Consider the following 23,871-nt stretch of genomic DNA (forward strand, 5'->3'; position numbering starts at 1 on the left):
CAGGAGGTGTAACCATGAGCAATGCAATCGATACAAAAAAAGTTGTCGTTGATGAAATTACTTCTAAATTTAAAGACAGTATGTCTACTGTAATTGTAGATTACCGCGGTCTTTCAGTTTCTGAAGTGACTGAACTTCGTAAACAGCTTCGTGACGCTGGCGTAGAATTCAAAGTTTACAAAAACACTTTGACTCGCCGTGCAGTTGAACAAGTTGAACTAACAGGTTTAAACGATTTCTTAACAGGTCCAAACGCTATCGCATTCAGTAACGAAGATGTTATCGCACCTGCGAAAATCATCAACGAATTTGCGAAAAGCCACGAAGCTTTAGAAATCAAAGCTGGTGTCATCGAAGGAAACGTAGCGACTGTAGAAGAAGTGAAGGCTCTTGCGGAACTTCCGTCTCGCGAAGGCTTACTATCTATGTTGCTTAGCGTTCTTCAAGCTCCAGTTCGTAACCTTGCTCTTGCTACTAAAGCAGTTGCAGATCAAAAAGAAGAACAAGGCGCTTAATGCGTACTTAACGTAAAAAACTTAAAATGGAGGAATTACAAATGGCTTTAAATATCGAAGAAATCATTGCTTCAGTTAAAGAAGCAACTGTACTTGAGTTAAACGACTTAGTAAAAGCAATCGAAGAAGAATTTGGCGTAACTGCTGCTGCTCCTGTAGCTGTAGCTGCAGCTGGTGGTGCCGCTGCTGAAGAGAAAACTGATTTTGATCTAGTACTTGCTGGTGCTGGAGACCAAAAAATCAAAGTTATCAAAGTGGTTCGTGAAATCACTGGTCTTGGCTTGAAAGAAGCTAAAGAACTTGTTGACAACACTCCAAAACCACTTAAAGAAGGTATTGCTAAAGAAGAAGCTGAAGAACTTAAAGCTAAGCTTGAAGAAGTTGGCGCTTCTGTAGAAGTTAAGTAATCTTCGCCTAATCTTTTGGGAAAGCTCGCTTTTACTGGCGGGCTTTTTCTTTTCTATTCTCCTGAAACGATTGAATCCAGAGGAGGTCCATTCACCATGAGTGACCACTATTATACGGAAAAGCCATCAGTGAAAAGCAATAAACAGACATGGGACTTCACCTTGAGAAACCGTACCTTTACTTTTACAAGTGACAGTGGAGTGTTTTCTAAGAAAGAAGTCGACTTTGGTTCAAGGCTTTTAATTGAAGCTTTTGAAGAACCTGACGTGGATGGCGATATCTTAGATGTCGGTTGCGGTTATGGACCGATTGGCTTATCGTTAGCAAACGAAATGACGAGCCGCACCATTCATATGATTGATGTGAACGAAAGAGCAGTCGAACTTTCAAAGGAAAACGCTAAACATAATCGCGTTGATAATGTCCGCATCTATCAAAGTGATTTGTTCTCGAATGTTCATTCATCAGCTGCTTTTGCCTCTATACTGACCAATCCCCCAATACGGGCAGGGAAGAAAGTTGTACATGCGATCTTTGAAAAAAGTGCTGATCATTTATTGCCGGAAGGTGAGTTGTGGGTGGTTATTCAGAAAAAGCAGGGCGGACCATCTGCGATTGAGAAATTAGAACAGCTCTTTGGAGAAGTCGAAGTTGTATTGAAAAAAAAGGGCTACTATATTATCAAAGCTAAAAAAGTTTGACGCAGTTTCCTAGCTGTGTTAACATTATAAAATGCCAATGTGTATATTTTGCTTAATAGGCTTAAAAAACAACTGTTTTGTATAAATTATGCATATTTGGGAAAACTAATAAAATCGGTATTTGTTTTTGGATGTGGTTTTCTTATTTTAGAAACCCTTTTTTCTTTTGTCTTGTAAAAGTATTTCTTTACTGACATTTGAAAGGCTGAAATACTTTTTACACATATAATACGCATGATTTGAGGGGTGAATCAGTTGACAGGTCAACTAGTTCAGTATGGACGACACCGCCAGCGCAGAAGCTACGCACGCATAAGCGAAGTGTTAGAATTACCAAATCTCATTGAAATTCAAACCTCTTCTTATCAGTGGTTTCTTGATGAGGGTCTTAGAGAGATGTTTCAAGATATATCCCCAATTGAGGATTTTACTGGTAACCTTTCTCTTGAATTCATTGATTACAGCCTAGGGGATCCTAAGTATCCTGTAGCAGAATCAAAAGAACGTGATGTAACTTACTCTGCTCCACTAAGAGTAAAAGTTCGTTTAATTAACAAAGAAACTGGAGAAGTAAAAGACCAAGATGTGTTCATGGGTGATTTCCCAATCATGACAGACACAGGTACTTTTATCATTAACGGTGCGGAACGTGTAATCGTTTCTCAGTTAGTACGTTCTCCAAGTGTATATTTCAGTGGTAAAGTAGACAAAAACGGTAAAAAAGGTTTTACTGCGACTGTCATTCCAAACCGTGGCGCATGGTTAGAATACGAAACTGATGCGAAGGATGTAGTCTATGTACGCATCGATCGCACACGTAAGTTGCCGGTTACGGTTCTTTTGCGTGCTCTCGGCTTCAGCTCTGATCAAGAGATTCTTGACCTCATTGGCGAGAATGAATACTTACGCAACACGCTGGAAAAAGACAATACAGAGAATGCGGATAAAGCACTTCTCGAAATCTACGAGCGCCTCCGTCCTGGAGAGCCGCCAACTGTTGAAAATGCGAAAAGCCTGCTAGACTCTCGCTTCTTCGATCCGAAGAGATATGACCTAGCAAATGTTGGACGCTACAAGATTAATAAAAAGCTTCATATTAAAAATAGACTGTTCAATCAAAAATTGGCTGAAACGTTAGTTGACCCTGAAACAGGTGAAATTCTAGCAGAAAAAGGTCAAATTTTAGACAGAAGAGTTCTTGATAAAGTTCTTCCATACTTAGAAAACGGCATCGGATTTAGAAAGCTTTATCCAAATGGTGGCGTAGTAGAAGATGAAGTAGAACTTCAATCTATTAAGATTTATGCACCGTCTGATCAAGAAGGCGAGCAAGTGATCAACGTGATCGGGAATGCATACGTAGAGGAAGCTGTGAAAAACATCACGCCTTCTGACATCATTGCATCGATCAGTTACTTCTTCAATCTTCTTCATGGTGTAGGTGACACAGATGATATCGATCACCTTGGTAACCGTCGCCTGCGTTCTGTAGGTGAGCTTCTGCAAAACCAATTCCGTATTGGTTTAAGCAGAATGGAGCGTGTTGTTCGTGAAAGAATGTCGATCCAAGACACAAACACGATCACACCTCAGCAACTGATCAACATCCGTCCTGTGATCGCTTCTATCAAAGAGTTCTTTGGTAGCTCTCAGCTTTCTCAGTTCATGGATCAAACAAACCCGCTTGCTGAATTGACGCACAAACGTCGTCTGTCAGCGCTTGGGCCTGGTGGTTTGACACGTGAGCGTGCAGGAATGGAAGTTCGTGACGTTCACTACTCTCACTATGGTCGTATGTGTCCGATTGAAACACCAGAGGGTCCAAACATTGGTTTGATCAACTCTCTATCTTCATTTGCAAAAGTGAATCGTTTCGGCTTTATTGAAACACCTTACCGCCGGGTTGATCCCGAAACAGGTAAAGTGACACCAAGAATCGATTACTTAACTGCGGATGAAGAGGATAACTACGTAGTAGCACAAGCGAACGCTATATTAGGTGAAGATGGTTCGTTTATCGATGATAATATCATTGCTCGTTTCAGAGGAGAAAACACCGTTGTTCCTCGAAACCGCGTTGACTACATGGACGTTTCGCCAAAGCAGGTTGTTTCTGCAGCGACAGCATGTATCCCATTCCTAGAAAACGATGACTCTAACCGTGCTCTAATGGGAGCAAACATGCAACGTCAGGCTGTGCCTTTGATGCAGCCGGAATCACCGATTGTTGGTACAGGTATGGAGTATGTATCAGGTAAAGACTCTGGTGCTGCTGTCATCTGCCGTTACCCAGGTGTTGTAGAACGTGTTGAAGCTAAAAATATTTGGGTTCGCCGCTATGAAGATGTCGACGGACAACAAGTCAAAGGAAACCTAGACAAATACAGCTTGCTGAAATTTGTCCGCTCTAACCAAGGGACTTGCTACAACCAGCGTCCAATCGTAAGTGTTGGAGATGAAGTCGTAAAAGGAGAAATCCTTGCAGACGGTCCTTCAATGGAAAAAGGTGAATTGGCTCTAGGACGTAACGTCATGGTCGGCTTCATGACTTGGGACGGTTATAACTACGAGGATGCGATCATCATGAGTGAGCGCCTTGTAAAAGATGACGTCTACACGTCTATCCATATTGAAGAATATGAATCAGAAGCTCGTGATACAAAGCTTGGACCGGAAGAAATCACTCGTGATATTCCAAACGTTGGGGAAGATGCTTTACGCAACCTTGACGAGCGTGGAATCATCCGTATCGGTGCAGAAGTAAAAGACGGAGACCTTCTTGTAGGGAAAGTAACGCCTAAAGGTGTAACAGAACTAACAGCTGAAGAACGTCTATTACATGCAATCTTCGGTGAAAAGGCTCGTGAAGTACGTGATACATCTCTACGTGTTCCACACGGCGGCGGCGGAATTATCCACGATGTCAAAGTCTTTAACCGTGAAGATGGAGATGAATTACCTCCAGGTGTTAACCAGTTAGTCCGCGTATACATCGTTCAGAAGCGTAAAATTTCTGAAGGTGACAAAATGGCTGGACGACATGGTAACAAAGGGGTTATCTCTAAAATCCTTCCAGAAGAAGATATGCCGTATCTTCCAGATGGAACACCGATTGATATCATGTTAAACCCTCTAGGGGTACCATCTCGTATGAACATCGGTCAGGTACTTGAGCTTCATATGGGTATGGCTGCACGTTACCTTGGCATCCACATTGCGTCACCAGTATTTGATGGTGCGCGTGAGGAAGATGTTTGGGAAACGCTTGAAGAAGCAGGTATGTCCCGTGATGCGAAAACAGTCCTTTATGACGGTCGAACTGGTGAACCATTCGATAACCGTGTATCAGTCGGAATCATGTACATGATCAAACTGGCTCACATGGTTGACGACAAACTTCACGCTCGTTCAACTGGACCATACTCACTTGTTACGCAGCAGCCACTTGGCGGTAAAGCACAGTTTGGTGGTCAGCGTTTCGGAGAGATGGAAGTATGGGCACTTGAAGCTTACGGTGCAGCATACACACTTCAAGAGATCTTAACAGTTAAATCGGATGACGTTGTGGGTCGTGTGAAAACATACGAAGCCATCGTCAAAGGGGATAACGTCCCTGAACCAGGTGTCCCTGAATCATTCAAAGTGTTAATTAAAGAACTTCAAAGTTTAGGTATGGATGTCAAAATCCTATCTGGCGATGAAGAAGAGATAGAAATGAGAGATTTAGAAGACGATGAGGAAACGAAGAAAGCAGACGGATTAGCGTTATCTAATGACGAAGATGCTGCAGACCTCGCACCTGTCGATCTTGAACGTGACGCAGTCACAAAAGAATAGCAGAAACGATTAGAGCAAGTGACTAGGGTATAACCCGAAGATTAAAAGGGAGGTAGGCCCCTTGCTAGATGTGAACAATTTTGAGTATATGAACATCGGTCTCGCATCACCTGATAAAATCCGTTCTTGGTCTTTTGGTGAAGTGAAAAAGCCTGAAACGATTAACTATCGTACACTGAAACCTGAAAAAGATGGTCTCTTTTGTGAACGTATCTTCGGACCACAAAAAGACTGGGAATGTCATTGTGGAAAGTATAAACGCGTTCGTTATAAGGGTGTTGTATGTGACCGTTGTGGTGTAGAAGTAACACGGGCAAAAGTCCGTCGTGAGAGAATGGGGCATATCGAACTGGCTGCCCCAGTTTCCCACATTTGGTATTTCAAAGGTATCCCAAGCCGTATGGGTCTTGTTCTTGATATGTCACCACGTGCGTTAGAAGAAGTGATTTACTTCGCTTCATACGTCGTGACAGATCCTGGCAACACACCGCTTGAGAAGAAACAACTTCTTTCTGAGAAGGAATTCCGTGCTTATTTAGATAAATACGGTAATACATTCCAAGCAGCTATGGGTGCAGAAGCAATCAATAAACTTCTTCAAGATATCGATCTTGTAAAAGAAGTAGATGCACTGAAAGAAGAGCTGAAAACTGCTCAAGGACAGCGTCGTACTCGTGCGATTAAACGCCTTGAAGTGCTAGAAGCCTTCCGTAACTCAGGAAACAAACCATCATGGATGATTCTTGATGTACTTCCGGTTATTCCGCCAGAATTACGTCCAATGGTTCAGCTTGATGGTGGACGTTTTGCTACTTCTGACTTAAACGACCTTTATCGTCGTGTCATCAACCGTAACAATCGTCTGAAACGTTTATTAGATCTTGGCGCGCCAAGCATCATCGTTCAGAACGAGAAGCGTATGCTTCAAGAAGCTGTCGATGCCTTGATTGATAATGGACGTAGAGGCCGACCAGTAACAGGACCAGGAAACAGACCATTGAAATCTCTTTCTCATATGCTGAAAGGGAAACAAGGACGTTTCCGTCAAAACTTGCTTGGTAAACGTGTTGACTATTCTGGACGTTCCGTTATCGTCGTAGGACCACATTTGAAAATGTATCAGTGTGGACTTCCGAAAGAAATGGCTCTTGAATTATTCAAACCATTCGTGATGAAGGAGCTTGTTGAAAAAGGTTTAGCTCACAACATCAAGAGTGCGAAGCGTAAAATTGAGCGCGTGCAGCCGGAAGTATGGGATGTTTTAGAATCAGTGATTCGTGAGCATCCAGTCTTACTAAACCGTGCACCGACTCTTCACAGACTTGGTATTCAAGCGTTTGAACCTACACTTGTGGAAGGACGCGCAATTCGTCTGCATCCACTTGTATGTACAGCCTACAACGCTGACTTTGACGGTGACCAAATGGCGGTTCACGTACCATTATCTGCTGAGGCTCAAGCTGAAGCTCGTATCTTAATGCTTGCTGCTCAAAACATTTTGAACCCGAAAGATGGAAAACCTGTTGTTACGCCATCTCAGGATATGGTGCTTGGTAACTACTACCTTACACTTGAGCGTAAAGGTGCTATCGGAGAAGGTATGATCTTCAAAGATACGAACGAAGCCCTTCTAGCTTATCAAAATGGGTATGTGCATCTTCATACACGTGTAGCTGTTGCAGCTAACTCGTTGAAGAATGTGACATTCACTGATGAACAGCGTTCTAAATTGTTGATTACAACAGTTGGAAAACTAATCTTTAACGAAATCTTACCGGAATCATTCCCTTACATGAATGAGCCGACAAAGAGCAATATTGAAGAAAAAACGCCTGACCGCTTCTTCCTTGAAAAAGGTGAAGATGTCAAAGCTGCGATTGAGAAACAAGAAATCAATGCGCCGTTCAAAAAAGGTATTTTAGGTAAAATCATTGCGGAAATCTTTAAGAGATTCCATATCACTGAGACATCTAAAATGCTTGACCGCATGAAAAATCTTGGTTTCAAATACTCTACTAAAGCGGGTATTACGGTTGGGGTGTCTGATATCGTCGTATTAGATGATAAACAGAAGATCCTCGAAGAAGCGCAAGCAAAAGTAGATAACGTCATGAAGCAATTCAGACGTGGTTTGATTACTGAAGAAGAGCGTTACGAGAGAGTCATTTCGATCTGGAGTTCTTCTAAAGATGTCATCCAAGGTAAACTGATGAAGTCCCTTGATGAAGTCAACCCAATCTACATGATGAGTGATTCCGGGGCGCGTGGTAACGCATCTAACTTCACTCAGCTGGCTGGTATGCGTGGTCTGATGGCCAACCCGGCTGGACGTATCATTGAACTTCCGATCAAATCTAGTTTCCGTGAAGGTTTAACCGTATTGGAATACTTTATTTCCACTCACGGAGCGCGTAAAGGTCTTGCCGATACAGCCCTTAAAACAGCTGACTCAGGTTACCTCACGCGTCGTCTCGTCGACGTTGCACAGGATGTTATCATCCGTGAAACAGATTGCGGTACAGACCGTGGTATCTTGGCAAAGTCCATTAGAGAAGGAAATGAAATTATTGAGAAACTTGAAGAACGTCTAATTGGACGTTTTGCAAGAAAACCAATTGTTCATCCTGAAACGGGCGAAGTCATTGTTGGCGAAAACGAACTAATTGATGAAGATAAAGCACTTGAAGTAGTTGAAGCAGGAATTGAGGAAGTATGGATCCGTTCTGCATTTACATGTAACACGCCTCATGGTGTATGTAAACGATGCTACGGCCGTAACCTTGCAACTGGTACTGACGTTGAAGTCGGTGAAGCAGTTGGAATCATCGCTGCTCAATCAATCGGTGAGCCAGGAACACAGCTTACAATGCGTACGTTCCACACCGGTGGGGTAGCAGGAGACGATATCACACAAGGTTTACCTCGTATCCAAGAGCTATTTGAAGCGCGTAATCCGAAAGGGCAAGCGACGATTTCTGAAATTGATGGTGTCGTTGCTGAAATTAACGATGTTCGTGACAAGCAGCAGGAAATTGTGGTTCAAGGCGACGTTGAAACTCGCTCTTACACAGCTCCTTACAATGCACGTCTGAAAGTTGTTGAAGGTGACAAAGTTACTCGTGGTCAAGTACTGACAGAAGGTTCGATCGATCCGAAAGAACTTCTTAAAGTGACTGACATGACAGCTGTTCAAGAATATCTGCTTCATGAAGTACAAAAAGTATACCGTATGCAAGGGGTAGAAATCGGAGATAAGCACGTTGAGGTAATGGTTCGCCAAATGCTTCGTAAAGTGCGTGTCGCTGATGCAGGGGATACAGATGTATTACCAGGCACACTTCTTGATGTACATCAATTCACTGAAGCGAACAAAAAAGTACTATTCGAAGGCAAGCGCCCTGCAACAGGCCGCCCAGTTCTTCTTGGTATTACAAAAGCATCGCTTGAAACAGACTCATTCTTGTCTGCAGCATCCTTCCAAGAAACGACTCGTGTCCTAACAGATGCGGCGATCAAAGGAAAACGTGATGAACTGCTTGGCTTGAAAGAGAATGTTATCATCGGTAAACTTGTTCCAGCTGGAACAGGAATGCCAAACTACCGTAAAGTTAAGCCAGTTTCACAAGTGCAACCGTCTGACGATATGGTGCCTGTAGAGTAATCTTTCTCGTGAGATTCCTATAAAATCATCAAAAAATGGTGAAGGATGTCAAGATAATCTGTCATATGATATTGACATCCTTCTGCCATGATGATAATATAACCAAGGTGCTCAAAATAAAACCTGTTACTTTGGAGGATATTCGATGTCTTATGATAAAGTATCACAGGCTCAATCCATTATTATTGGTACGAAGCAAACAGTAAAAGCTCTGAAACGAGATTCAGTAAAGGAAATCGTCGTAGCGAAAGATGCTGATCCTGCTTTAACAGCTAGTGTAACAAAACTAGCGCAAGAGAAGGGTGTAGACATTTTAGTGGTAGATTCCATGAAAAAGCTCGGCAAAGCCTGCGGAATTGAAGTTGGGGCAGCAGCTGTTGCCATTATGTTATAGCGTACTTGTTTTGTTTTTGCATGTGTAAATGCAAAAGCATTGTTTTTTGCCTTTTAATGAACCACCTGGGTATGTGGGTTATAAAAAAAGCAACGAAGGGAGGAATAACAACATGCCTACAATTAATCAGCTAATACGCAAAGGACGCGTGAGTAAAGTTGAAAACTCAAAGTCTCCTGCACTTAACAAAGGATACAACAGTTTCAAAAAAGAGCACACTAACGTAACATCTCCACAGAAGCGCGGGGTTTGTACTCGTGTCGGCACAATGACACCGAAAAAACCAAACTCAGCACTACGTAAATATGCTCGTGTACGTTTGTCTAACCTGATTGAGGTAACAGCTTACATTCCTGGTATCGGTCATAATCTACAAGAGCACAGTGTAGTACTTATCCGTGGCGGACGTGTAAAAGACTTACCGGGTGTACGTTACCACATCGTTCGTGGTGCGCTTGATACTGCCGGAGTTGACGGTCGTATGCAAGGACGTTCTAAATACGGAACAAAACGCCCTAAACAAAGTAAATAATACAAACAAACATAAGGGTTTTTAGAAGTTGATATCAGATCAGTGGAGTCAGGCAACTGACAATGATATTGAGATGAGAGACAGATAGAAATCCTTTTAAATGAGAAGGGAGGCTATCAGATGCCACGTAAAGGTCCTGTAGCAAAAAGAGACGTATTGCCAGATCCAATTTACAATTCTAAACTTGTATCTCGTTTGATCAACAAAATGATGATCGACGGTAAAAGAGGAAAGTCACAAACAATTCTCTACAAGTCATTTGATATCATCAAAGAACGTACTGGTAATGAAGCGATGGAGGTTTTCGAACAAGCCTTGAAAAACATCATGCCAGTTCTTGAAGTTAAAGCACGTCGTGTAGGTGGAGCTAACTACCAAGTTCCTGTAGAAGTTCGCCCAGACCGTCGTACTACTTTAGGTCTTCGCTGGTTAGTAAACTACGCTCGTCTTCGTGGAGAAAAAACGATGGAAGAGCGTCTTGCTAACGAAATCCTTGACGCAGCTAACAACACTGGTGCTGCTGTTAAGAAACGTGAAGATACACACAAAATGGCAGAAGCGAACAAAGCATTCGCTCACTACCGCTGGTAGGATTTATACCAAACTAAAAAAACTATTCCCTAATAAGGAAGGAGAAATTACCCAATGGCAAGAGAGTTCTCCTTAGACAAAACTCGTAATATTGGTATCATGGCTCACATCGATGCTGGTAAAACGACAACGACTGAGCGTATCTTATACTACACTGGTCGTATCCATAAAATTGGTGAAACTCACGAAGGAGCTTCCCAAATGGACTGGATGGAGCAGGAGCAAGAACGTGGTATTACAATCACTTCTGCTGCTACTACAGCACAATGGAAAGGTTACCGTGTAAACATCATCGATACACCAGGACACGTAGACTTCACTGTTGAAGTTGAACGTTCTTTACGTGTACTTGATGGTGCGGTAGCAGTTCTTGATGCACAATCAGGTGTAGAGCCACAAACTGAAACAGTTTGGCGCCAAGCAACAACTTACGGAGTACCTCGTATCGTATTCGTTAACAAAATGGATAAAACCGGTGCGGACTTCCTTTACTCTGTAGGCACATTAAGAGATCGTCTTCAAGCGAACGCTCATGCAATTCAATTGCCGATCGGCGCTGAAGATCAATTCGAAGGAATCATCGACCTTGTAGATAACGTAGCATACTTCTACGAAGATGACCTTGGAACTCGCTCTGATGCACAAGAAATCCCTGCTGAGTATAAAGACAAAGCTGAAGAGCTTCGTAACAGCCTTATTGAAGCTGTCGCTGAGCTTGATGAAGAGCTTATGGAAAAATACCTTGAGGGTGAAGAAATTACAATTCCTGAATTGAAAGCTGCAATCCGTAAAGGAACGTTGAATGTTGAATTCTACCCAGTTCTTGTTGGATCTGCTTTCAAAAACAAAGGTGTTCAGCTTGTACTTGATGCTGTGCTTGATTACCTTCCTGCACCAACTGATGTTGCTGCAATCAAAGGTATCCTGCCAGATTCAAATGAAGAGGTTGTTCGTGAGTCTACTGATGACGCACCATTCGCAGCTCTTGCATTTAAAGTTATGACTGACCCTTATGTTGGGAAACTTACTTTCTTCCGCGTATACTCTGGAACACTTGCTTCAGGTTCATACGTGAAGAACTCTTCTAAGAACAAGCGTGAGCGTGTTGGACGTATCCTTCAAATGCACGCAAACAGCCGTGAAGAAATCTCTACTGTATATGCAGGGGATATCGCAGCAGCTGTTGGTCTTAAAGATACATCTACTGGTGACACTCTTTGTGACGAGAAAGATACTGTTATCCTTGAGTCTATGGAATTCCCAGAGCCAGTTATCGATGTAGCAATCGAGCCTAAATCAAAAGCTGACCAAGATAAAATGGGTATCGCTTTAGCTAAACTAGCTGAAGAGGATCCAACATTCCGTACACAAACAAACCCTGAAACTGGTCAAACGATCATCTCTGGTATGGGTGAGCTTCACCTTGATATCATTGTTGACCGTATGAAGCGTGAGTTCAAGGTTGAAGCTAACGTAGGTGCTCCTCAAGTTGCGTACCGTGAAACATTCCGTTCTGGTGCAAAAGTTGAAGGTAAATTCGTACGTCAGTCTGGTGGACGTGGTCAGTTCGGACACGTTTGGATCGAATTCGAACCAAACGAAGAAGGCGCAGGCTTCGAATTCCAAAATGCAATCGTCGGTGGGGTTGTTCCTCGTGAATACATTCCAGCTATTCAAGCAGGTCTTGAAGATTCACTTGAAAATGGTGTATTAGCTGGATTCCCATTAATCGACATCAAAGCTAAATTATTTGATGGATCATACCACGATGTTGACTCGAACGAAATGGCGTTTAAAATTGCTGCATCTATGGCGTTGAAAAATGCTGTCAGCAAATGTAACCCAGTTCTACTTGAGCCAATGATGAAAGTAGAAGTCGTTATCCCTGAAGAATACATGGGAGACATCATGGGTGATATCACATCTCGTCGTGGACGTGTAGAAGGTATGGAAGCTCGCGGTAACGCTCAAGTTGTTCGCGCAATGGTTCCACTTTCTGAAATGTTCGGATATGCAACTTCACTCCGTTCTAACACACAAGGACGCGGTACTTTCACTATGCACATGGATCACTACGAAGAAGTGCCTAAGAGCATTAGTGAAGAAATCATCAAAAAAAATAAAGGTGAATAATTGATTTTGCCTTTAAACTAAAGTATAACTACTATTGAAGATCAGAAAGTGAGAGGTAACTCTTCACTTTCTATCACTCTATACCAAATACAATGAACCTTTAAGGAGGATTTTTAGAATGGCTAAAGAAAAATTCGACCGTTCCAAATCGCATGCTAACATTGGTACAATTGGACACGTTGACCATGGTAAAACAACTCTAACTGCTGCTATCTCAACAGTTCTTCATAAGAAGTCTGGTAAAGGATCAGCTATGGGATATGACCAAATCGATGGTGCTCCAGAAGAGCGCGAGCGTGGAATCACAATCTCAACTTCACACGTCGAGTATGAAACAGACACTCGTCACTATGCACACGTAGACTGCCCAGGACACGCTGACTACGTTAAAAACATGATCACTGGTGCTGCTCAAATGGACGGCGCGATCTTAGTAGTATCTGCTGCTGATGGTCCAATGCCACAAACACGTGAGCACATCCTACTTTCTCGTAACGTAGGTGTACCATACATCGTAGTATTCCTTAACAAATGTGACATGGTTGACGATGAAGAGTTACTTGAACTTGTTGAAATGGAAGTTCGTGACCTTCTTTCTGACTATGACTTCCCTGGTGATGATGTTCCAGTTATCAAAGGTTCTGCTCTTAAAGCTCTTGAAGGAGATGCTGATTACGAAGCAAAAATCTTTGAACTTATGGATGCGGTTGATGAGTACATCCCAACTCCAGAACGTGACATTGAGAAGCCATTCATGATGCCAGTTGAGGATGTATTCTCAATCACTGGTCGTGGAACTGTTGCTACTGGTCGTGTTGAGCGTGGACAAGTTAAAGTCGGTGACGAAGTTGAAATCATCGGTCTTCAAGAAGACAATGGTAAAACAACTGTTACAGGTGTTGAAATGTTCCGTAAACTTCTTGACTATGCTGAAGCTGGTGACAACATCGGTGCACTACTTCGTGGTGTATCTCGTGAAGATATCCAACGTGGTCAAGTACTTGCTAAACCAGGTACAATCACTCCACATAGCCGTTTCAAAGCTGAAGTTTATGTACTTTCTAAAGAAGAGGGTGGACGTCATACTCCATTCTTTGCTAACTACCGTCCGCAGTTCTACTTCCGTACAACTGACGTAACTGGTATCGTACATCTTCCAGAAGGTACTGAAATGGTTATGCCTGGCGATAACACTGAGATGGAAGTTGAACTTATCTCTACTATCGCTATCGAAGAAGGAACTCGTTTCTCTATCCGTGAGGGTGGACGTACTGTAGGTTCTGGCGTCGTTTCAAATATCATTAAGTAATAAACATTTAAAAGAGACTCCTTGCAAAAGGGTCTCTTTTTTTGCTTTTCCAGATCAGAACGGCTACTATAAGCTATAGAATCTAAATGGAACCGAGAGGATCACTGGAATGGCGAAGACATATTTGAAGAAATGGTTAATCGGCGGGGTTGACCAATGGATTATGATCAAAGAAGATCACACAAGTGAAGCGAAGCCTGTTCTATTATTTTTACACGGTGGGCCCGGCTCCGCTCAAATCAGCTATATCGACTCATTTCATGAGGAACTTAATCAAGATTTTACAGTGGTTCATTGGGATCAGCGAGGTGCGGGACTTTCCTATCAAAAGAACCTCCCCAATACTTCCATGACCATTCAGCAATTTATTGAAGATACGATTGAACTGACAGAGAAAGTCCTTTCATATCTAGGTCAATCAAAATTGTACATCGCCGGATATTCATGGGGGTCATTAATTGCCATACAAGCAGTACATAAGCGCCCAGATCTATATCACGCTTATTATGGAATTAGTCAGGTAGTAGATGTAATAAAAGAAGATATTGTGTCATACAAGCTCCTTTTGGAGAAATACGATCGGAATCGGTTGTTTACTTGGTGCCTGCGATTACTGACGCCTCCTCCGTGGAAACGAATATCAGCTCATGCTCTGTTCTCTCTATATAAAGAGCTCGGAAGCGTAGGTCTCACACATAGGTGGAAGCCGCTGATTCAAATGCTACGCGGGTTTCTTTTTAGTAAGGAATATCAACTCAAAGATAAGTGGAATTTCCTTAAAGGACAGAAGCTTAGTCAGGACATGCTATGGGATGAATTGATGAATGAGAGCATTGAATACCGAGTTTCTACTATATTAATACCTTGTTACTTTATCATTGGTGAATATGACATGATTACACCAGCTGCTGTATCAAAACCTTATGTTGAGCAATTAACAGCACCAGTCAAAGAATGGTTTGCCTTTAAAGAATCTGCACATTCCCCGCATCTAGAAGAGCCAGAAGAATTTATTCGTACCATAAAAAAGACGGCTGTACATCATCTTCAGGGAAAGCTTGATTTATAGGCTGAACCCCTGTATAATATGAAAAGTGTGCAAATCATAAATTTATCCGATTTATTATTGCAACACGCAGGCCAATTTGGTACAATAGTGCATGTTGGTCTTTGACTGCGATGAAGTGAGAGGTTGCTGACACACCCGGCCGCTTTGCCATGGCAAGGTGATCAGGTTTTTCTCACGGAGAACTGTCTAACGTAAGTAGGCGAAAAGGAGGGAAAATAATGGCAAAACAAAAAATTCGTATTCGTTTAAAAGCATATGATCATAGAATTCTTGATCAATCTGCTGAGAAGATTGTTGAAACGGCTAAGCGTTCTGGTGCTAGTGTATCTGGTCCAATTCCGCTTCCAACTGAAAAATCAGTTTACACAATCCTTCGTGCGGTGCATAAGTACAAAGATTCTCGTGAGCAATTTGAGATGCGTACTCACAAACGTCTAATCGACATCGTGAATCCAACTCCACAAACAGTTGATGCACTTATGCGTTTAGATTTACCATCTGGTGTAGATATCGAAATCAAACTTTAATTCAAATAGAAAACACATATTATAGGAGGTGTGACTAATGACCAAAGGAATCTTAGGTAGAAAAATTGGTATGACGCAAGTATTCGCAGAAAACGGTGATCTTATCCCTGTAACTGTTGTTGAGGCTGCTGCTAACGTTGTTCTTCAAAAGAAGACTGCTGACACGGATGGCTATGAAGCAATCCAAATCGGTTTTGACGACAAACGTGAAAAGCTTTCTAACAAACCAGAGAAGGGCCACGTTGCTAAAGCGGAAACTGCTCCTAAGCGCTTCGTAAAAGAATTACGCGGTGCGGAGTTAGATGCGTATGAAGTTGGTCAGGAAGTCAAAGTTGATATTTTCGCAAATGGAGATATCGTAGATGTAACAGGAACATCAAAAGGTAAAGGATTCCAAGGGGCTATCAAGCGCCACGGACAATCACGCGGACCAATGACTCACGGTTCACGTTACCACCGTCGTCCTGGTTCAATGGGACCTGTTGATCCAAACCGAGTATTCAAAGGTAAACTTCTTCCAGGTCGTATGGGCGGAGAGCAAATCACTGTCCAAAACCTTGAGATCGTTAAAGTTGATGCAGAACGCAATCTTCTATTGATCAAAGGAAATGTACCAGGAGCTAAAAAATCTCTAGTAACTGTAAAGAGTGCAGTTAAATCTAAATAACTCTCTTAGGAAAGGAGGAAACAAGTCATGCCAAAAGTAGCATTATTTAACCAAAACGGTTCTACTAACGGTGAAATCGAATTAAACGCTTCTGTGTTTGGAATCGAGCCAAACGAAAGCGTAGTATTCGATGCTATTCTTATGCAAAGAGCTTCCTTACGTCAAGGAACTCACAAAGTAAAAACTCGTTCTGAAGTACGTGGCGGAGGTCGTAAGCCTTGGAGACAGAAGGGTACTGGTCGTGCTCGTCAAGGTTCTATCCGTTCACCACAATGGCGCGGAGGCGGTATCGTATTCGGTCCAACACCACGCAGCTATTCTTATAAATTACCTAAAAAAGTTCGCCGCTTGGCTATCAAGTCAGTATTGTCTTCTAAAGTAATCGACAACAACATCATCGTTCTTGAAGATCTGACTCTTGATGCAGTGAAAACGAAAGAATTCGCAGGCATCCTTAAAGGATTATCTGTCGAGAAGAAAGCGTTGATCGTCACTGCGGATGCAAACGAAACAGTTGCTTTATCTGCTCGTAACATCCCTGGAGTAACAGTTGTTGAAGCTAACGGTATCAACGTTCTTGACGTTGTCAACCACGAGAAACTTCTGATCACTAAAGCAGCGGTTGAAAAAGTAGAGGAGGGACTTGCATAATGAAAGATCCTCGTGATGTTCTAAAGCGCCCTATCATTACTGAACGTTCTGCTGATCTAATGACAGAGAAGAAGTACACGTTCGAAGTTGATGTCAGAGCTAACAAAACAGAAGTGAAAGACGCTGTTGAAGAAATCTTTGGAGTGAAAGTTGAGAAAGTCAACGTTCAAAATTACAAAGGGAAATCTAAACGCGTTGGACGCTACACTGGTATGACTAGCCGTCGCAGAAAAGCGATCGTGAAATTAACAGCTGACAGCAAAGAAATCGAAATTTTTGAAGCGTAAATCTTAAAAAGAAGGAGGGAAATTCAAAATGGCGATTAAAAAGTATAAACCAACCAGTAATGGTCGTCGTGGCATGACTACTTCAGATTTTGCTGAAATCACGACTGACAAACCAGAAAAATCGTTGCTTGCGCCGCTTCACAGAAAAGGCGGACGTAACAACCAAGGTAGAATGACTGTTCGTCATCAAGGTGGCGGTCATAAACGTCAATACCGTATCATCGACTTTAAACGTGATAAAGACGGTATACCTGGACGCGTTGCTACAATCGAGTATGATCCAAACCGTTCAGCGAACATCGCTCTTGTAAACTATGCAGATGGTGAGAAACGTTACATTCTTGCTCCGAAAGGAATCCAAGTTGGTACTGAAGTTACTTCTGGACCAGAATCTGACATCAAACCAGGTAATGCTCTTCCACTTATCAACATCCCAGTTGGTACAGTTGTGCATAACATTGAATTAAAACCAGGTAAAGGTGGACAATTAGTTCGTTCTGCTGGTACTTCTGCTCAAGTTCTTGGTAAAGAAGGTAAATACGTTCTTGTACGTTTGAACTCAGGAGAAGTTCGTATGATTCTTTCTGCTTGCCGTGCGACTATCGGTCAAGTTGGAAACGAGCAACACGAATTAATTAACATCGGTAAAGCTGGACGTTCACGCTGGAAAGGCGTACGCCCAACAGTTCGTGGTTCTGTAATGAACCCTAACGATCACCCACACGGTGGTGGTGAAGGACGTGCTCCAATCGGACGTAAATCACCAATGTCTCCATGGGGCAAACCGACTCTTGGATTCAAGACTCGTAAGAAAACCAACAAGTCTGATAAATTCATTGTACGTCGTCGTAAAAACAAGTAACGGGGTTGTCTACGGTTCATTTAGGACCGTAGTTCAATCACGAAGGGAGGTTCCACAATGGCTCGCAGCTTAAAAAAAGGACCATTTGTTGATGATCATTTGATGGCTAAAGTCGAGAAATTGAATGAAACTGACAAAAAGCAAGTCGTAAAAACTTGGTCTCGTCGTTCTACAATTTTCCCACAATTCATCGGTCACACAATCGCTGTCTATGACGGACGCAAACATGTACCTGTTTTCATTTCTGAAGATATGGTAGGTCACAAATTGGGCGAATTCGCACCAAGCCGTACTTACAAAGGTCATGCTAGTGACGATAAAAAAACAAGACGCTAATGAGAGGAGGCTTTTAAATGCAAGCTAAAGCTGTCGCAAGAACAGTCCGTATTGCTCCTCGTAAAGCACGTCTAGTAATGGACCTGATCCGAGGTAAGCAAGTAGGAGAAGCAGTTTCTATCTTAAACCTTACACCTAAGGCTGCTTCACCAATTATTGAAAAAGTATTAAAATCTGCTATCGCAAACGCTGAGCACAACTACGAGTTGGACGCTAACAGCCTAGTGATTACTCAAGCATTCGTTGACGAAGGTCCAACACTTAAGAGATTCCGTCCACGTGCTATGGGTCGTGCGAGCGCAATTAACAAACGTACTAGCCACATTACAATCGTTGTATCAGAAAAGAAGGAGGGATAATCCGTGGGTCAAAAGGTAAATCCAGTAGGTCTTCGTATTGGCGTCATTCGTGATTGGGAATCTAAATGGTTCGCAGGAAAAGATTACGCTGACTTCTTACATGAAGACTTGAAAATCCGTGAATTCATCAGCAAGCGTTTGTCTGACGCGTCTGTTTCTAAAGTAGAAATCGAACGTGCTGCAAACCGCGTAAATATCACAATCCACACGGCTAAACCAGGTATGGTAATTGGTAAAGGCGGATCTGAAGTTGAAGCACTTCGTAAAGCTCTTAACAGCCTAACTGGCAAACGTGTACACATCAACATCCTTGAAATCAAAAGAGCAGATCTTGATGCTCAGCTAGTTGCTGAAAACATCGCTCGTCAACTTGAAAATCGTATTTCATTCCGTCGTGCACAAAAACAAACAATCCAACGCACAATGCGTGCTGGAGCACAAGGAATCAAAACAATGGTTTCTGGTCGTCTTGGCGGTGCAGATATTGCTCGTTCTGAATATTACAGTGAAGGTACTGTTCCGTTGCACACACTTCGTGCTGACATCGACTATGCTACTGCTGAAGCTGACACTACTTATGGTAAGCTTGGCGTAAAAGTATGGATCTATCGTGGAGAAGTCCTTCCAACTAAGAAGAATACTGCGGAAGGAGGAAAATAATATGTTATTGCCAAAACGCGTGAAGTATCGCAGAGAACATCGTGGAAAAATGCGTGGACGTGCAAAAGGTGGTACTGAAGTACATTTCGGTGAGTACGGTATCCAAGCTCAAGAAGCTTCTTGGATCACGAACCGTCAAATCGAAGCTGCTCGTATTGCTATGACTCGTTACATGAAACGTGGCGGTAAAGTTTGGATTAAAATTTTCCCTTCTAAGCCATACACAGCTAAACCTCTAGAGGTCCGCATGGGTTCCGGTAAAGGTGCTCCAGAAGGATGGGTGGCTGTAGTAAAACCAGGCAAAGTTTTATTTGAAATTTCTGGTGTGTCTGAAGAAGTTGCTCGTGAAGCTCTTCGTCTTGCATCTCACAAATTGCCAATTAAAACGAAATTCGTAAAACGTGAAGAAATTGGTGGTGAATCAAATGAAAGCTAATGAAATTCGTGACCTTACCACTGCTGAAATTGAACAAAAAGTAAAGTCTCTTAAAGAAGAACTTTTCAATCTTCGTTTCCAATTAGCGACTGGGCAGCTTGAAAACACTGCTCGCATTCGTGAAGTGCGTAAATCAATCGCACGCATGAAAACTGTGATTCGTCAAAGAGAAATCGCTGCTAATAAATAATAATTAGAGGGGAGGCCCCGCAAACATGAGCGAACGTAACCAACGTAAAGTGTATCAAGGTCGTGTTGTTTCTGACAAAATGGATAAAACCATCACTGTTGTAGTTGAAACATACAAAAAGCATTCACTTTATGGCAAACGTGTAAGATACTCTAAAAAGTTCAAAGCACATGATGAAAACAACCAAGCAAAAATCGGAGACATCGTAAAGGTCATGGAAACTCGTCCTTTATCTGCGACTAAACGCTTTCGTCTAGTTGAAGTTGTCGAAGAAGCCGTTATTATCTAATAAAGTTCGGATTTCTTTTTCCGAAAGGAGGTAACATTAATGATTCAACAGGAGACTCGTTTAAAAGTAGCTGACAACTCTGGCGCACGCGAAGTACTAACGATTAAAGTTCTTGGTGGCTCTGGACGTAAGACGGCTAACATCGGTGATGTCATTGTTTGTACGGTTAAACAAGCAACACCAGGAGGCGTTGTCAAAAAAGGTGAAGTTGTGAAAGCAGTTATCGTTCGTACAAAGAGCGGAGCTCGCAGAAACGATGGATCTTACATCAGCTTCGATGAAAATGCATGTGTCATTATCCGTGACGACAAGAGCCCACGTGGAACTCGTATCTTCGGACCAGTAGCACGTGAACTTCGTGAAAACAACTATATGAAAATTGTTTCTCTAGCACCAGAAGTACTTTAATGAATACAATCCGCGACTCAAGGAGGTGCGATTAAATGCATGTTAAAAAGGGCGATAAAGTAGTGGTTATCTCTGGTAAAGATAAAGGTAAACAAGGAGTCATCCTTGCTGCTTTCCCTAAGAATGACCGTGTTTTAGTAGAAGGTATTAACCTTGTGAAAAAACACTCTAAACCAACCCAAGCTAACCCTCAGGGCGGAATTTCTGAACAAGAAGCGCCGATCCACGTATCAAACGTAATGCCGCTTGATCCTAAAACGGGTGAAGTGACACGTGTTGGGTATAAAGTTGAGGACGGAAAGAAAGTCCGTGTAGCGAAAAAATCTGGGCAAGTTCTAGATAAATAGTAAATAAGGAAGGGAGGTCTTTCTCATGAACCGCCTTAAAGAAAAGTATGTAAAAGAAATTACACCTGCATTAGTTTCTAAGTTTGAATACAAATCAGTAATGCAAGTGCCAAAAATCGAAAAAATCGTGATCAACATGGGTGTTGGTGACGCCGTTCAAAACGCTAAAGCAATCGATACTGCTGTTGAAGAATTAACGTTTATCGCTGGTCAAAAACCTGTCGTTACTCGTGCGAAGAAGTCTATTGCTGGATTCCGTCTACGTGAAGGAATGCCAATCGGTGCGAAAGTAACACTTCGCGGAGAGCGCATGTACGATTTCCTTGATAAACTTATTTCTGTATCTTTACCACGTGTACGTGACTTCCGCGGGATTTCTAAGAAATCTTTCGACGGTCGTGGAAACTACACGCTTGGTATTAAAGAACAGTTAATCTTCCCAGAAATTGATTACGATAAAGTAACAAAAGTCCGCGGTATGGATATCGTTATCGTTACGACTGCCAATACGGACGAAGAAGCACGTGAGTTATTAACTCAAGTAGGTATGCCGTTCCAGAAATAATCAATGAAAGGGAGGCGAAATCGTGGCTAAAAAGTCTATGATTGCGAAACAACAACGCAAACAAAAGTTTAAAGTTCAAGAGTATACGCGCTGCGAACGTTGTGGACGTCCACATTCAGTAATTCGCAAGTTTAAACTTTGCCGTATTTGTTTCCGCGAACTTGCATATAAAGGACAAATTCCTGGCGTTAAAAAAGCCAGCTGGTAATCCCCATAAATGGGAAGGAGGTTATTAAATAATGGTTATGACAGATCCGATTGCAGATTTGCTGACTCGTATTCGCAATGCGAACATGGTACGTCATGAGAAGCTAGAAGTACCGGCTTCAAAAATCAAAAGAGAAATTGCTGAAATCTTAAAGCGTGAAGGTTTTATCCGTGACGTTGAATATGTAGAAGACAGCAAACAAGGAATTATCCGTATGTTCCTTAAATATGGCCAAAACAACGAACGTGTTATCACTGGTCTTAAAAGAATCAGTAAACCTGGTTTACGTGTATATGCGAAATCAAATGAAGTACCACGTGTACTTAACGGACTTGGAATCGCAATTATTTCTACATCACAAGGTGTTTTATCGGACAAAGAAGCCCGTGCTAAACAAGCTGGTGGAGAAGTACTTGCTTACGTATGGTAAAAAAAGTTTAAGATGAATGGAGGTGCTTGGTATGTCTCGTATAGGTAAAAAACTAATCGAGATCCCTTCAGGAGTTACTGTGACAAACAACGATAACACAGTGACAGTAAAGGGACCAAAAGGTGAACTAACTCGTACATTTCACCCTGATATGGAAATTAAAATTGAGGACAGCGTCTTAACTGTAAGCCGTCCGTCTGATCATAAAGAACACCGTGCATTACATGGTACAACACGTAGCTTAATTGCAAACATGGTTGAAGGTGTATCTAAAGGTTTCGAAAGAGGTTTAGAACTTATCGGTGTCGGTTACCGTGCAGCTAAATCTGGAAACAAACTTGTTCTTAACGTTGGATACTCTCATCCAGTTGAAATCGTTCCTGAGGCTGGAGTTGAAGTCGAAGTTCCATCTCAAACGAAAGTAGTCATTAAAGGTATCGATAAAGAGCGTGTGGGAGCTCTAGCTTCTAACATCCGCGCTGTCCGTTCTCCAGAGCCTTACAAAGGTAAAGGAATTCGTTACGAAGGTGAATTCGTTCGCCGTAAAGAAGGAAAAACTGGTAAGTAAGATCGCTTAATGTGAAGAAAGGAGTGACTCGGATGATTACGAAAACTAGCAAAAACGCTACTCGTCTTAAAAGACACGCTCGTGTTCGTGCGAAACTTTCAGGTACTGCTGAAAGACCTCGCCTTAACGTTTTCCGTTCTAACAAGAACATCTACGCTCAAGTAATTGATGATGTTAACGGTGTAACACTTGTAAGTGCTTCTACTCTTGATAAAGAGTTAAAGATCGAGAATAGTTCTGACGCTGCAGCTGCTACTAAAGTTGGCGAACTTGTTGCAAAACGTGCTGTTGAAAAAGGAATCTCTAACGTGGTATTTGACCGCGGAGGATACTTATATCATGGACGTGTAAAAGCTCTAGCTGAAGCTGCTCGTGAGGCTGGACTTAAATTTTAATAAAAGAAGGAGGGACACATCCGAATGAGTCGTATTGACCAAAGCAAATTAGAGTTAGAAGAACGCTTAGTTACGGTTAACCGCGTAGCGAAAGTTGTTAAAGGTGGACGTCGTTTCCGTTTTGCAGCTTTAGTTGTTGTCGGTGACAAAAACGGTCATGTAGGTTTCGGTACTGGTAAAGCACAAGAAGTACCAGAAGCGATCCGCAAAGCTGTTGAAGATGCGAAAAAGAATTTAATTGAAGTACCAATGGTTGGAACTACAATTCCACATGAAATCATCGGTCGATTCGGTGCAGGAAACGTTCTATTGAAGCCTGCTTCAGAAGGTACAGGAGTTATCGCTGGAGGCCCAGTGCGTGCGGTTCTTGAGCTTGCTGGTCTAGCTGATATCCTTTCTAAATCTCTAGGTTCTAATACACCGATCAACATGATCCGCGCAACACTTCAGGGTTTAAGTGAACTTAAACGTGCTGAAGACGTTGCGAAGCTTCGTGGAAAATCTGTAGAAGACCTGTTAGGATAAGGAGGGAACAT

General features: G+C 42.3%; 30 protein-coding genes. All 30 read left to right on the forward strand.

Annotated elements, in window-relative coordinates; genetic code table 11:
* Positions 1–14 precede the first annotated feature (14 nt).
* The 30 genes from rplJ (at position 15) to rpsE (ending at position 23,860) form a co-directional block, all read left to right on the forward strand.
* Complete coding sequence (rplJ, locus tag MHB79_RS00675) at positions 15–515, forward strand: 50S ribosomal protein L10 (RefSeq protein ID WP_003217048.1); 501 nt, start codon at positions 15–17, stop codon at positions 513–515.
* 41 nt (positions 516–556) lie between these two features.
* Complete coding sequence (rplL, locus tag MHB79_RS00680; protein WP_003216952.1) at positions 557–922, forward strand: 50S ribosomal protein L7/L12; 366 nt, start codon at positions 557–559, stop codon at positions 920–922.
* Positions 923–1,018: 96 nt separating this feature from the next.
* The gene (locus tag MHB79_RS00685; protein ID WP_034620762.1) at positions 1,019–1,624 is read left to right on the forward strand and encodes a class I SAM-dependent methyltransferase; all 606 of its coding nucleotides are present in this window, start codon (positions 1,019–1,021) and stop codon (positions 1,622–1,624) included.
* A gap of 255 nt (positions 1,625–1,879) precedes the next feature.
* Entirely contained in the window at positions 1,880–5,461 is a 3,582-nt protein-coding gene (gene rpoB, locus MHB79_RS00690) for a DNA-directed RNA polymerase subunit beta (RefSeq protein ID WP_003217223.1), read from the forward strand.
* 61 nt (positions 5,462–5,522) lie between these two features.
* The gene (gene rpoC, locus MHB79_RS00695; RefSeq protein WP_050945821.1) at positions 5,523–9,122 is read left to right on the forward strand and encodes a DNA-directed RNA polymerase subunit beta'; all 3,600 of its coding nucleotides are present in this window, start codon (positions 5,523–5,525) and stop codon (positions 9,120–9,122) included.
* A gap of 145 nt (positions 9,123–9,267) precedes the next feature.
* Positions 9,268–9,516, forward strand: coding sequence for a 50S ribosomal protein L7ae-like protein (locus MHB79_RS00700; RefSeq protein WP_003216985.1), 249 nt, complete (start codon positions 9,268–9,270; stop codon positions 9,514–9,516).
* 112 nt (positions 9,517–9,628) lie between these two features.
* A complete protein-coding gene (gene rpsL / locus MHB79_RS00705; RefSeq protein ID WP_003216962.1) occupies positions 9,629–10,048 on the forward strand; it encodes a 30S ribosomal protein S12 in 420 nt (139 codons plus the stop codon).
* Positions 10,049–10,168: 120 nt separating this feature from the next.
* The gene (gene rpsG / locus MHB79_RS00710; protein WP_003216884.1) at positions 10,169–10,639 is read left to right on the forward strand and encodes a 30S ribosomal protein S7; all 471 of its coding nucleotides are present in this window, start codon (positions 10,169–10,171) and stop codon (positions 10,637–10,639) included.
* A 54-nt stretch (positions 10,640–10,693) separates the two neighbouring features.
* A complete protein-coding gene (gene fusA / locus MHB79_RS00715; RefSeq protein ID WP_050945820.1) occupies positions 10,694–12,772 on the forward strand; it encodes an elongation factor G in 2,079 nt (692 codons plus the stop codon).
* A 118-nt stretch (positions 12,773–12,890) separates the two neighbouring features.
* Complete coding sequence (gene tuf / locus MHB79_RS00720) at positions 12,891–14,081, forward strand: elongation factor Tu (protein ID WP_003217109.1); 1,191 nt, start codon at positions 12,891–12,893, stop codon at positions 14,079–14,081.
* A gap of 109 nt (positions 14,082–14,190) precedes the next feature.
* A complete protein-coding gene (locus MHB79_RS00725; protein ID WP_340988673.1) occupies positions 14,191–15,150 on the forward strand; it encodes an alpha/beta fold hydrolase in 960 nt (319 codons plus the stop codon).
* Positions 15,151–15,368: 218 nt separating this feature from the next.
* Positions 15,369–15,677 (forward strand): 30S ribosomal protein S10, encoded by a 309-nt coding sequence (rpsJ, locus tag MHB79_RS00730; RefSeq protein ID WP_003156464.1) that lies wholly within the window; start codon positions 15,369–15,371, stop codon positions 15,675–15,677.
* 37 nt (positions 15,678–15,714) lie between these two features.
* Complete coding sequence (gene rplC / locus MHB79_RS00735; protein WP_003217069.1) at positions 15,715–16,344, forward strand: 50S ribosomal protein L3; 630 nt, start codon at positions 15,715–15,717, stop codon at positions 16,342–16,344.
* Between the two features lie 27 nt (positions 16,345–16,371).
* Positions 16,372–16,995, forward strand: a complete 624-nt coding sequence (rplD, locus tag MHB79_RS00740; protein WP_003217216.1) for a 50S ribosomal protein L4 — start codon at positions 16,372–16,374, stop codon at positions 16,993–16,995.
* Complete coding sequence (gene rplW / locus MHB79_RS00745) at positions 16,995–17,282, forward strand: 50S ribosomal protein L23 (protein ID WP_003217016.1); 288 nt, start codon at positions 16,995–16,997, stop codon at positions 17,280–17,282. Before rplD ends, rplW begins: the two co-directional genes overlap by 1 nt.
* A gap of 28 nt (positions 17,283–17,310) precedes the next feature.
* The gene (gene rplB / locus MHB79_RS00750; protein WP_003217065.1) at positions 17,311–18,144 is read left to right on the forward strand and encodes a 50S ribosomal protein L2; all 834 of its coding nucleotides are present in this window, start codon (positions 17,311–17,313) and stop codon (positions 18,142–18,144) included.
* Between the two features lie 57 nt (positions 18,145–18,201).
* Positions 18,202–18,480 carry a 30S ribosomal protein S19 gene (rpsS, locus tag MHB79_RS00755; RefSeq protein ID WP_003216920.1) on the forward strand — a complete coding sequence of 93 codons (279 nt, stop codon included), beginning with the start codon at positions 18,202–18,204 and terminating at the stop codon, positions 18,478–18,480.
* A gap of 17 nt (positions 18,481–18,497) precedes the next feature.
* Positions 18,498–18,839, forward strand: coding sequence for a 50S ribosomal protein L22 (rplV, locus tag MHB79_RS00760; RefSeq protein WP_007496316.1), 342 nt, complete (start codon positions 18,498–18,500; stop codon positions 18,837–18,839).
* 3 nt (positions 18,840–18,842) lie between these two features.
* Positions 18,843–19,499, forward strand: coding sequence for a 30S ribosomal protein S3 (gene rpsC / locus MHB79_RS00765; protein WP_003217241.1), 657 nt, complete (start codon positions 18,843–18,845; stop codon positions 19,497–19,499).
* A 1-nt stretch (position 19,500) separates the two neighbouring features.
* Positions 19,501–19,935: a 50S ribosomal protein L16 gene (gene rplP / locus MHB79_RS00770; RefSeq protein WP_003217039.1), complete on the forward strand. Its 435-nt coding sequence runs from the start codon at positions 19,501–19,503 to the stop codon at positions 19,933–19,935.
* On the forward strand, positions 19,925–20,125 hold the full coding sequence (gene rpmC / locus MHB79_RS00775; protein WP_003217155.1) for a 50S ribosomal protein L29: 201 nt from the start codon (positions 19,925–19,927) through the stop codon (positions 20,123–20,125). The genes rplP and rpmC overlap by 11 nt, the downstream gene beginning before the upstream one ends.
* Before the next feature lie 25 nt (positions 20,126–20,150).
* Positions 20,151–20,414 carry a 30S ribosomal protein S17 gene (gene rpsQ, locus MHB79_RS00780; RefSeq protein ID WP_003216906.1) on the forward strand — a complete coding sequence of 88 codons (264 nt, stop codon included), beginning with the start codon at positions 20,151–20,153 and terminating at the stop codon, positions 20,412–20,414.
* A gap of 39 nt (positions 20,415–20,453) precedes the next feature.
* Positions 20,454–20,822: a 50S ribosomal protein L14 gene (gene rplN, locus MHB79_RS00785; protein ID WP_003216882.1), complete on the forward strand. Its 369-nt coding sequence runs from the start codon at positions 20,454–20,456 to the stop codon at positions 20,820–20,822.
* A 35-nt stretch (positions 20,823–20,857) separates the two neighbouring features.
* Positions 20,858–21,169, forward strand: coding sequence for a 50S ribosomal protein L24 (rplX, locus tag MHB79_RS00790; RefSeq protein WP_003217151.1), 312 nt, complete (start codon positions 20,858–20,860; stop codon positions 21,167–21,169).
* Between the two features lie 25 nt (positions 21,170–21,194).
* Positions 21,195–21,734 carry a 50S ribosomal protein L5 gene (gene rplE / locus MHB79_RS00795; protein ID WP_003217159.1) on the forward strand — a complete coding sequence of 180 codons (540 nt, stop codon included), beginning with the start codon at positions 21,195–21,197 and terminating at the stop codon, positions 21,732–21,734.
* A gap of 22 nt (positions 21,735–21,756) precedes the next feature.
* Positions 21,757–21,942 (forward strand): 30S ribosomal protein S14, encoded by a 186-nt coding sequence (gene rpsN, locus MHB79_RS00800; protein WP_008356542.1) that lies wholly within the window; start codon positions 21,757–21,759, stop codon positions 21,940–21,942.
* A 31-nt stretch (positions 21,943–21,973) separates the two neighbouring features.
* Positions 21,974–22,372, forward strand: coding sequence for a 30S ribosomal protein S8 (gene rpsH / locus MHB79_RS00805; RefSeq protein ID WP_003217040.1), 399 nt, complete (start codon positions 21,974–21,976; stop codon positions 22,370–22,372).
* A gap of 31 nt (positions 22,373–22,403) precedes the next feature.
* Positions 22,404–22,940 carry a 50S ribosomal protein L6 gene (rplF, locus tag MHB79_RS00810; protein WP_003217186.1) on the forward strand — a complete coding sequence of 179 codons (537 nt, stop codon included), beginning with the start codon at positions 22,404–22,406 and terminating at the stop codon, positions 22,938–22,940.
* A 32-nt stretch (positions 22,941–22,972) separates the two neighbouring features.
* On the forward strand, positions 22,973–23,335 hold the full coding sequence (gene rplR, locus MHB79_RS00815; RefSeq protein ID WP_003216951.1) for a 50S ribosomal protein L18: 363 nt from the start codon (positions 22,973–22,975) through the stop codon (positions 23,333–23,335).
* A gap of 24 nt (positions 23,336–23,359) precedes the next feature.
* On the forward strand, positions 23,360–23,860 hold the full coding sequence (rpsE, locus tag MHB79_RS00820) for a 30S ribosomal protein S5 (protein WP_003217179.1): 501 nt from the start codon (positions 23,360–23,362) through the stop codon (positions 23,858–23,860).
* The last annotated feature ends 11 nt before the right edge of the window (positions 23,861–23,871 follow it).

The organism is Bacillus sp. FSL M7-0558 (genome assembly GCF_038003245.1).
Taxonomy (GTDB): Bacteria; Bacillota; Bacilli; order Bacillales; family Bacillaceae; genus Bacillus; species Bacillus pumilus.

Coding starts and splice junctions, on each gene's coding strand:
- rplJ (WP_003217048.1), top strand. CDS start 15: ATGAGCAATGCAATCGATACAAAAAAAGTTGTCGTTGATGAAATTACT.
- rplL (WP_003216952.1), top strand. CDS start 557: ATGGCTTTAAATATCGAAGAAATCATTGCTTCAGTTAAAGAAGCAACT.
- MHB79_RS00685 (WP_034620762.1), top strand. CDS start 1,019: ATGAGTGACCACTATTATACGGAAAAGCCATCAGTGAAAAGCAATAAA.
- MHB79_RS00700 (WP_003216985.1), top strand. CDS start 9,268: ATGTCTTATGATAAAGTATCACAGGCTCAATCCATTATTATTGGTACG.
- rpsL (WP_003216962.1), top strand. CDS start 9,629: ATGCCTACAATTAATCAGCTAATACGCAAAGGACGCGTGAGTAAAGTT.
- rpsG (WP_003216884.1), top strand. CDS start 10,169: ATGCCACGTAAAGGTCCTGTAGCAAAAAGAGACGTATTGCCAGATCCA.
- fusA (WP_050945820.1), top strand. CDS start 10,694: ATGGCAAGAGAGTTCTCCTTAGACAAAACTCGTAATATTGGTATCATG.
- tuf (WP_003217109.1), top strand. CDS start 12,891: ATGGCTAAAGAAAAATTCGACCGTTCCAAATCGCATGCTAACATTGGT.
- MHB79_RS00725 (WP_340988673.1), top strand. CDS start 14,191: ATGGCGAAGACATATTTGAAGAAATGGTTAATCGGCGGGGTTGACCAA.
- rpsJ (WP_003156464.1), top strand. CDS start 15,369: ATGGCAAAACAAAAAATTCGTATTCGTTTAAAAGCATATGATCATAGA.
- rplC (WP_003217069.1), top strand. CDS start 15,715: ATGACCAAAGGAATCTTAGGTAGAAAAATTGGTATGACGCAAGTATTC.
- rplD (WP_003217216.1), top strand. CDS start 16,372: ATGCCAAAAGTAGCATTATTTAACCAAAACGGTTCTACTAACGGTGAA.
- rplW (WP_003217016.1), top strand. CDS start 16,995: ATGAAAGATCCTCGTGATGTTCTAAAGCGCCCTATCATTACTGAACGT.
- rplB (WP_003217065.1), top strand. CDS start 17,311: ATGGCGATTAAAAAGTATAAACCAACCAGTAATGGTCGTCGTGGCATG.
- rpsS (WP_003216920.1), top strand. CDS start 18,202: ATGGCTCGCAGCTTAAAAAAAGGACCATTTGTTGATGATCATTTGATG.
- rplV (WP_007496316.1), top strand. CDS start 18,498: ATGCAAGCTAAAGCTGTCGCAAGAACAGTCCGTATTGCTCCTCGTAAA.
- rplP (WP_003217039.1), top strand. CDS start 19,501: ATGTTATTGCCAAAACGCGTGAAGTATCGCAGAGAACATCGTGGAAAA.
- rpmC (WP_003217155.1), top strand. CDS start 19,925: ATGAAAGCTAATGAAATTCGTGACCTTACCACTGCTGAAATTGAACAA.
- rpsQ (WP_003216906.1), top strand. CDS start 20,151: ATGAGCGAACGTAACCAACGTAAAGTGTATCAAGGTCGTGTTGTTTCT.
- rplN (WP_003216882.1), top strand. CDS start 20,454: ATGATTCAACAGGAGACTCGTTTAAAAGTAGCTGACAACTCTGGCGCA.
- rplX (WP_003217151.1), top strand. CDS start 20,858: ATGCATGTTAAAAAGGGCGATAAAGTAGTGGTTATCTCTGGTAAAGAT.
- rplE (WP_003217159.1), top strand. CDS start 21,195: ATGAACCGCCTTAAAGAAAAGTATGTAAAAGAAATTACACCTGCATTA.
- rpsH (WP_003217040.1), top strand. CDS start 21,974: ATGGTTATGACAGATCCGATTGCAGATTTGCTGACTCGTATTCGCAAT.
- rplF (WP_003217186.1), top strand. CDS start 22,404: ATGTCTCGTATAGGTAAAAAACTAATCGAGATCCCTTCAGGAGTTACT.
- rplR (WP_003216951.1), top strand. CDS start 22,973: ATGATTACGAAAACTAGCAAAAACGCTACTCGTCTTAAAAGACACGCT.
- rpsE (WP_003217179.1), top strand. CDS start 23,360: ATGAGTCGTATTGACCAAAGCAAATTAGAGTTAGAAGAACGCTTAGTT.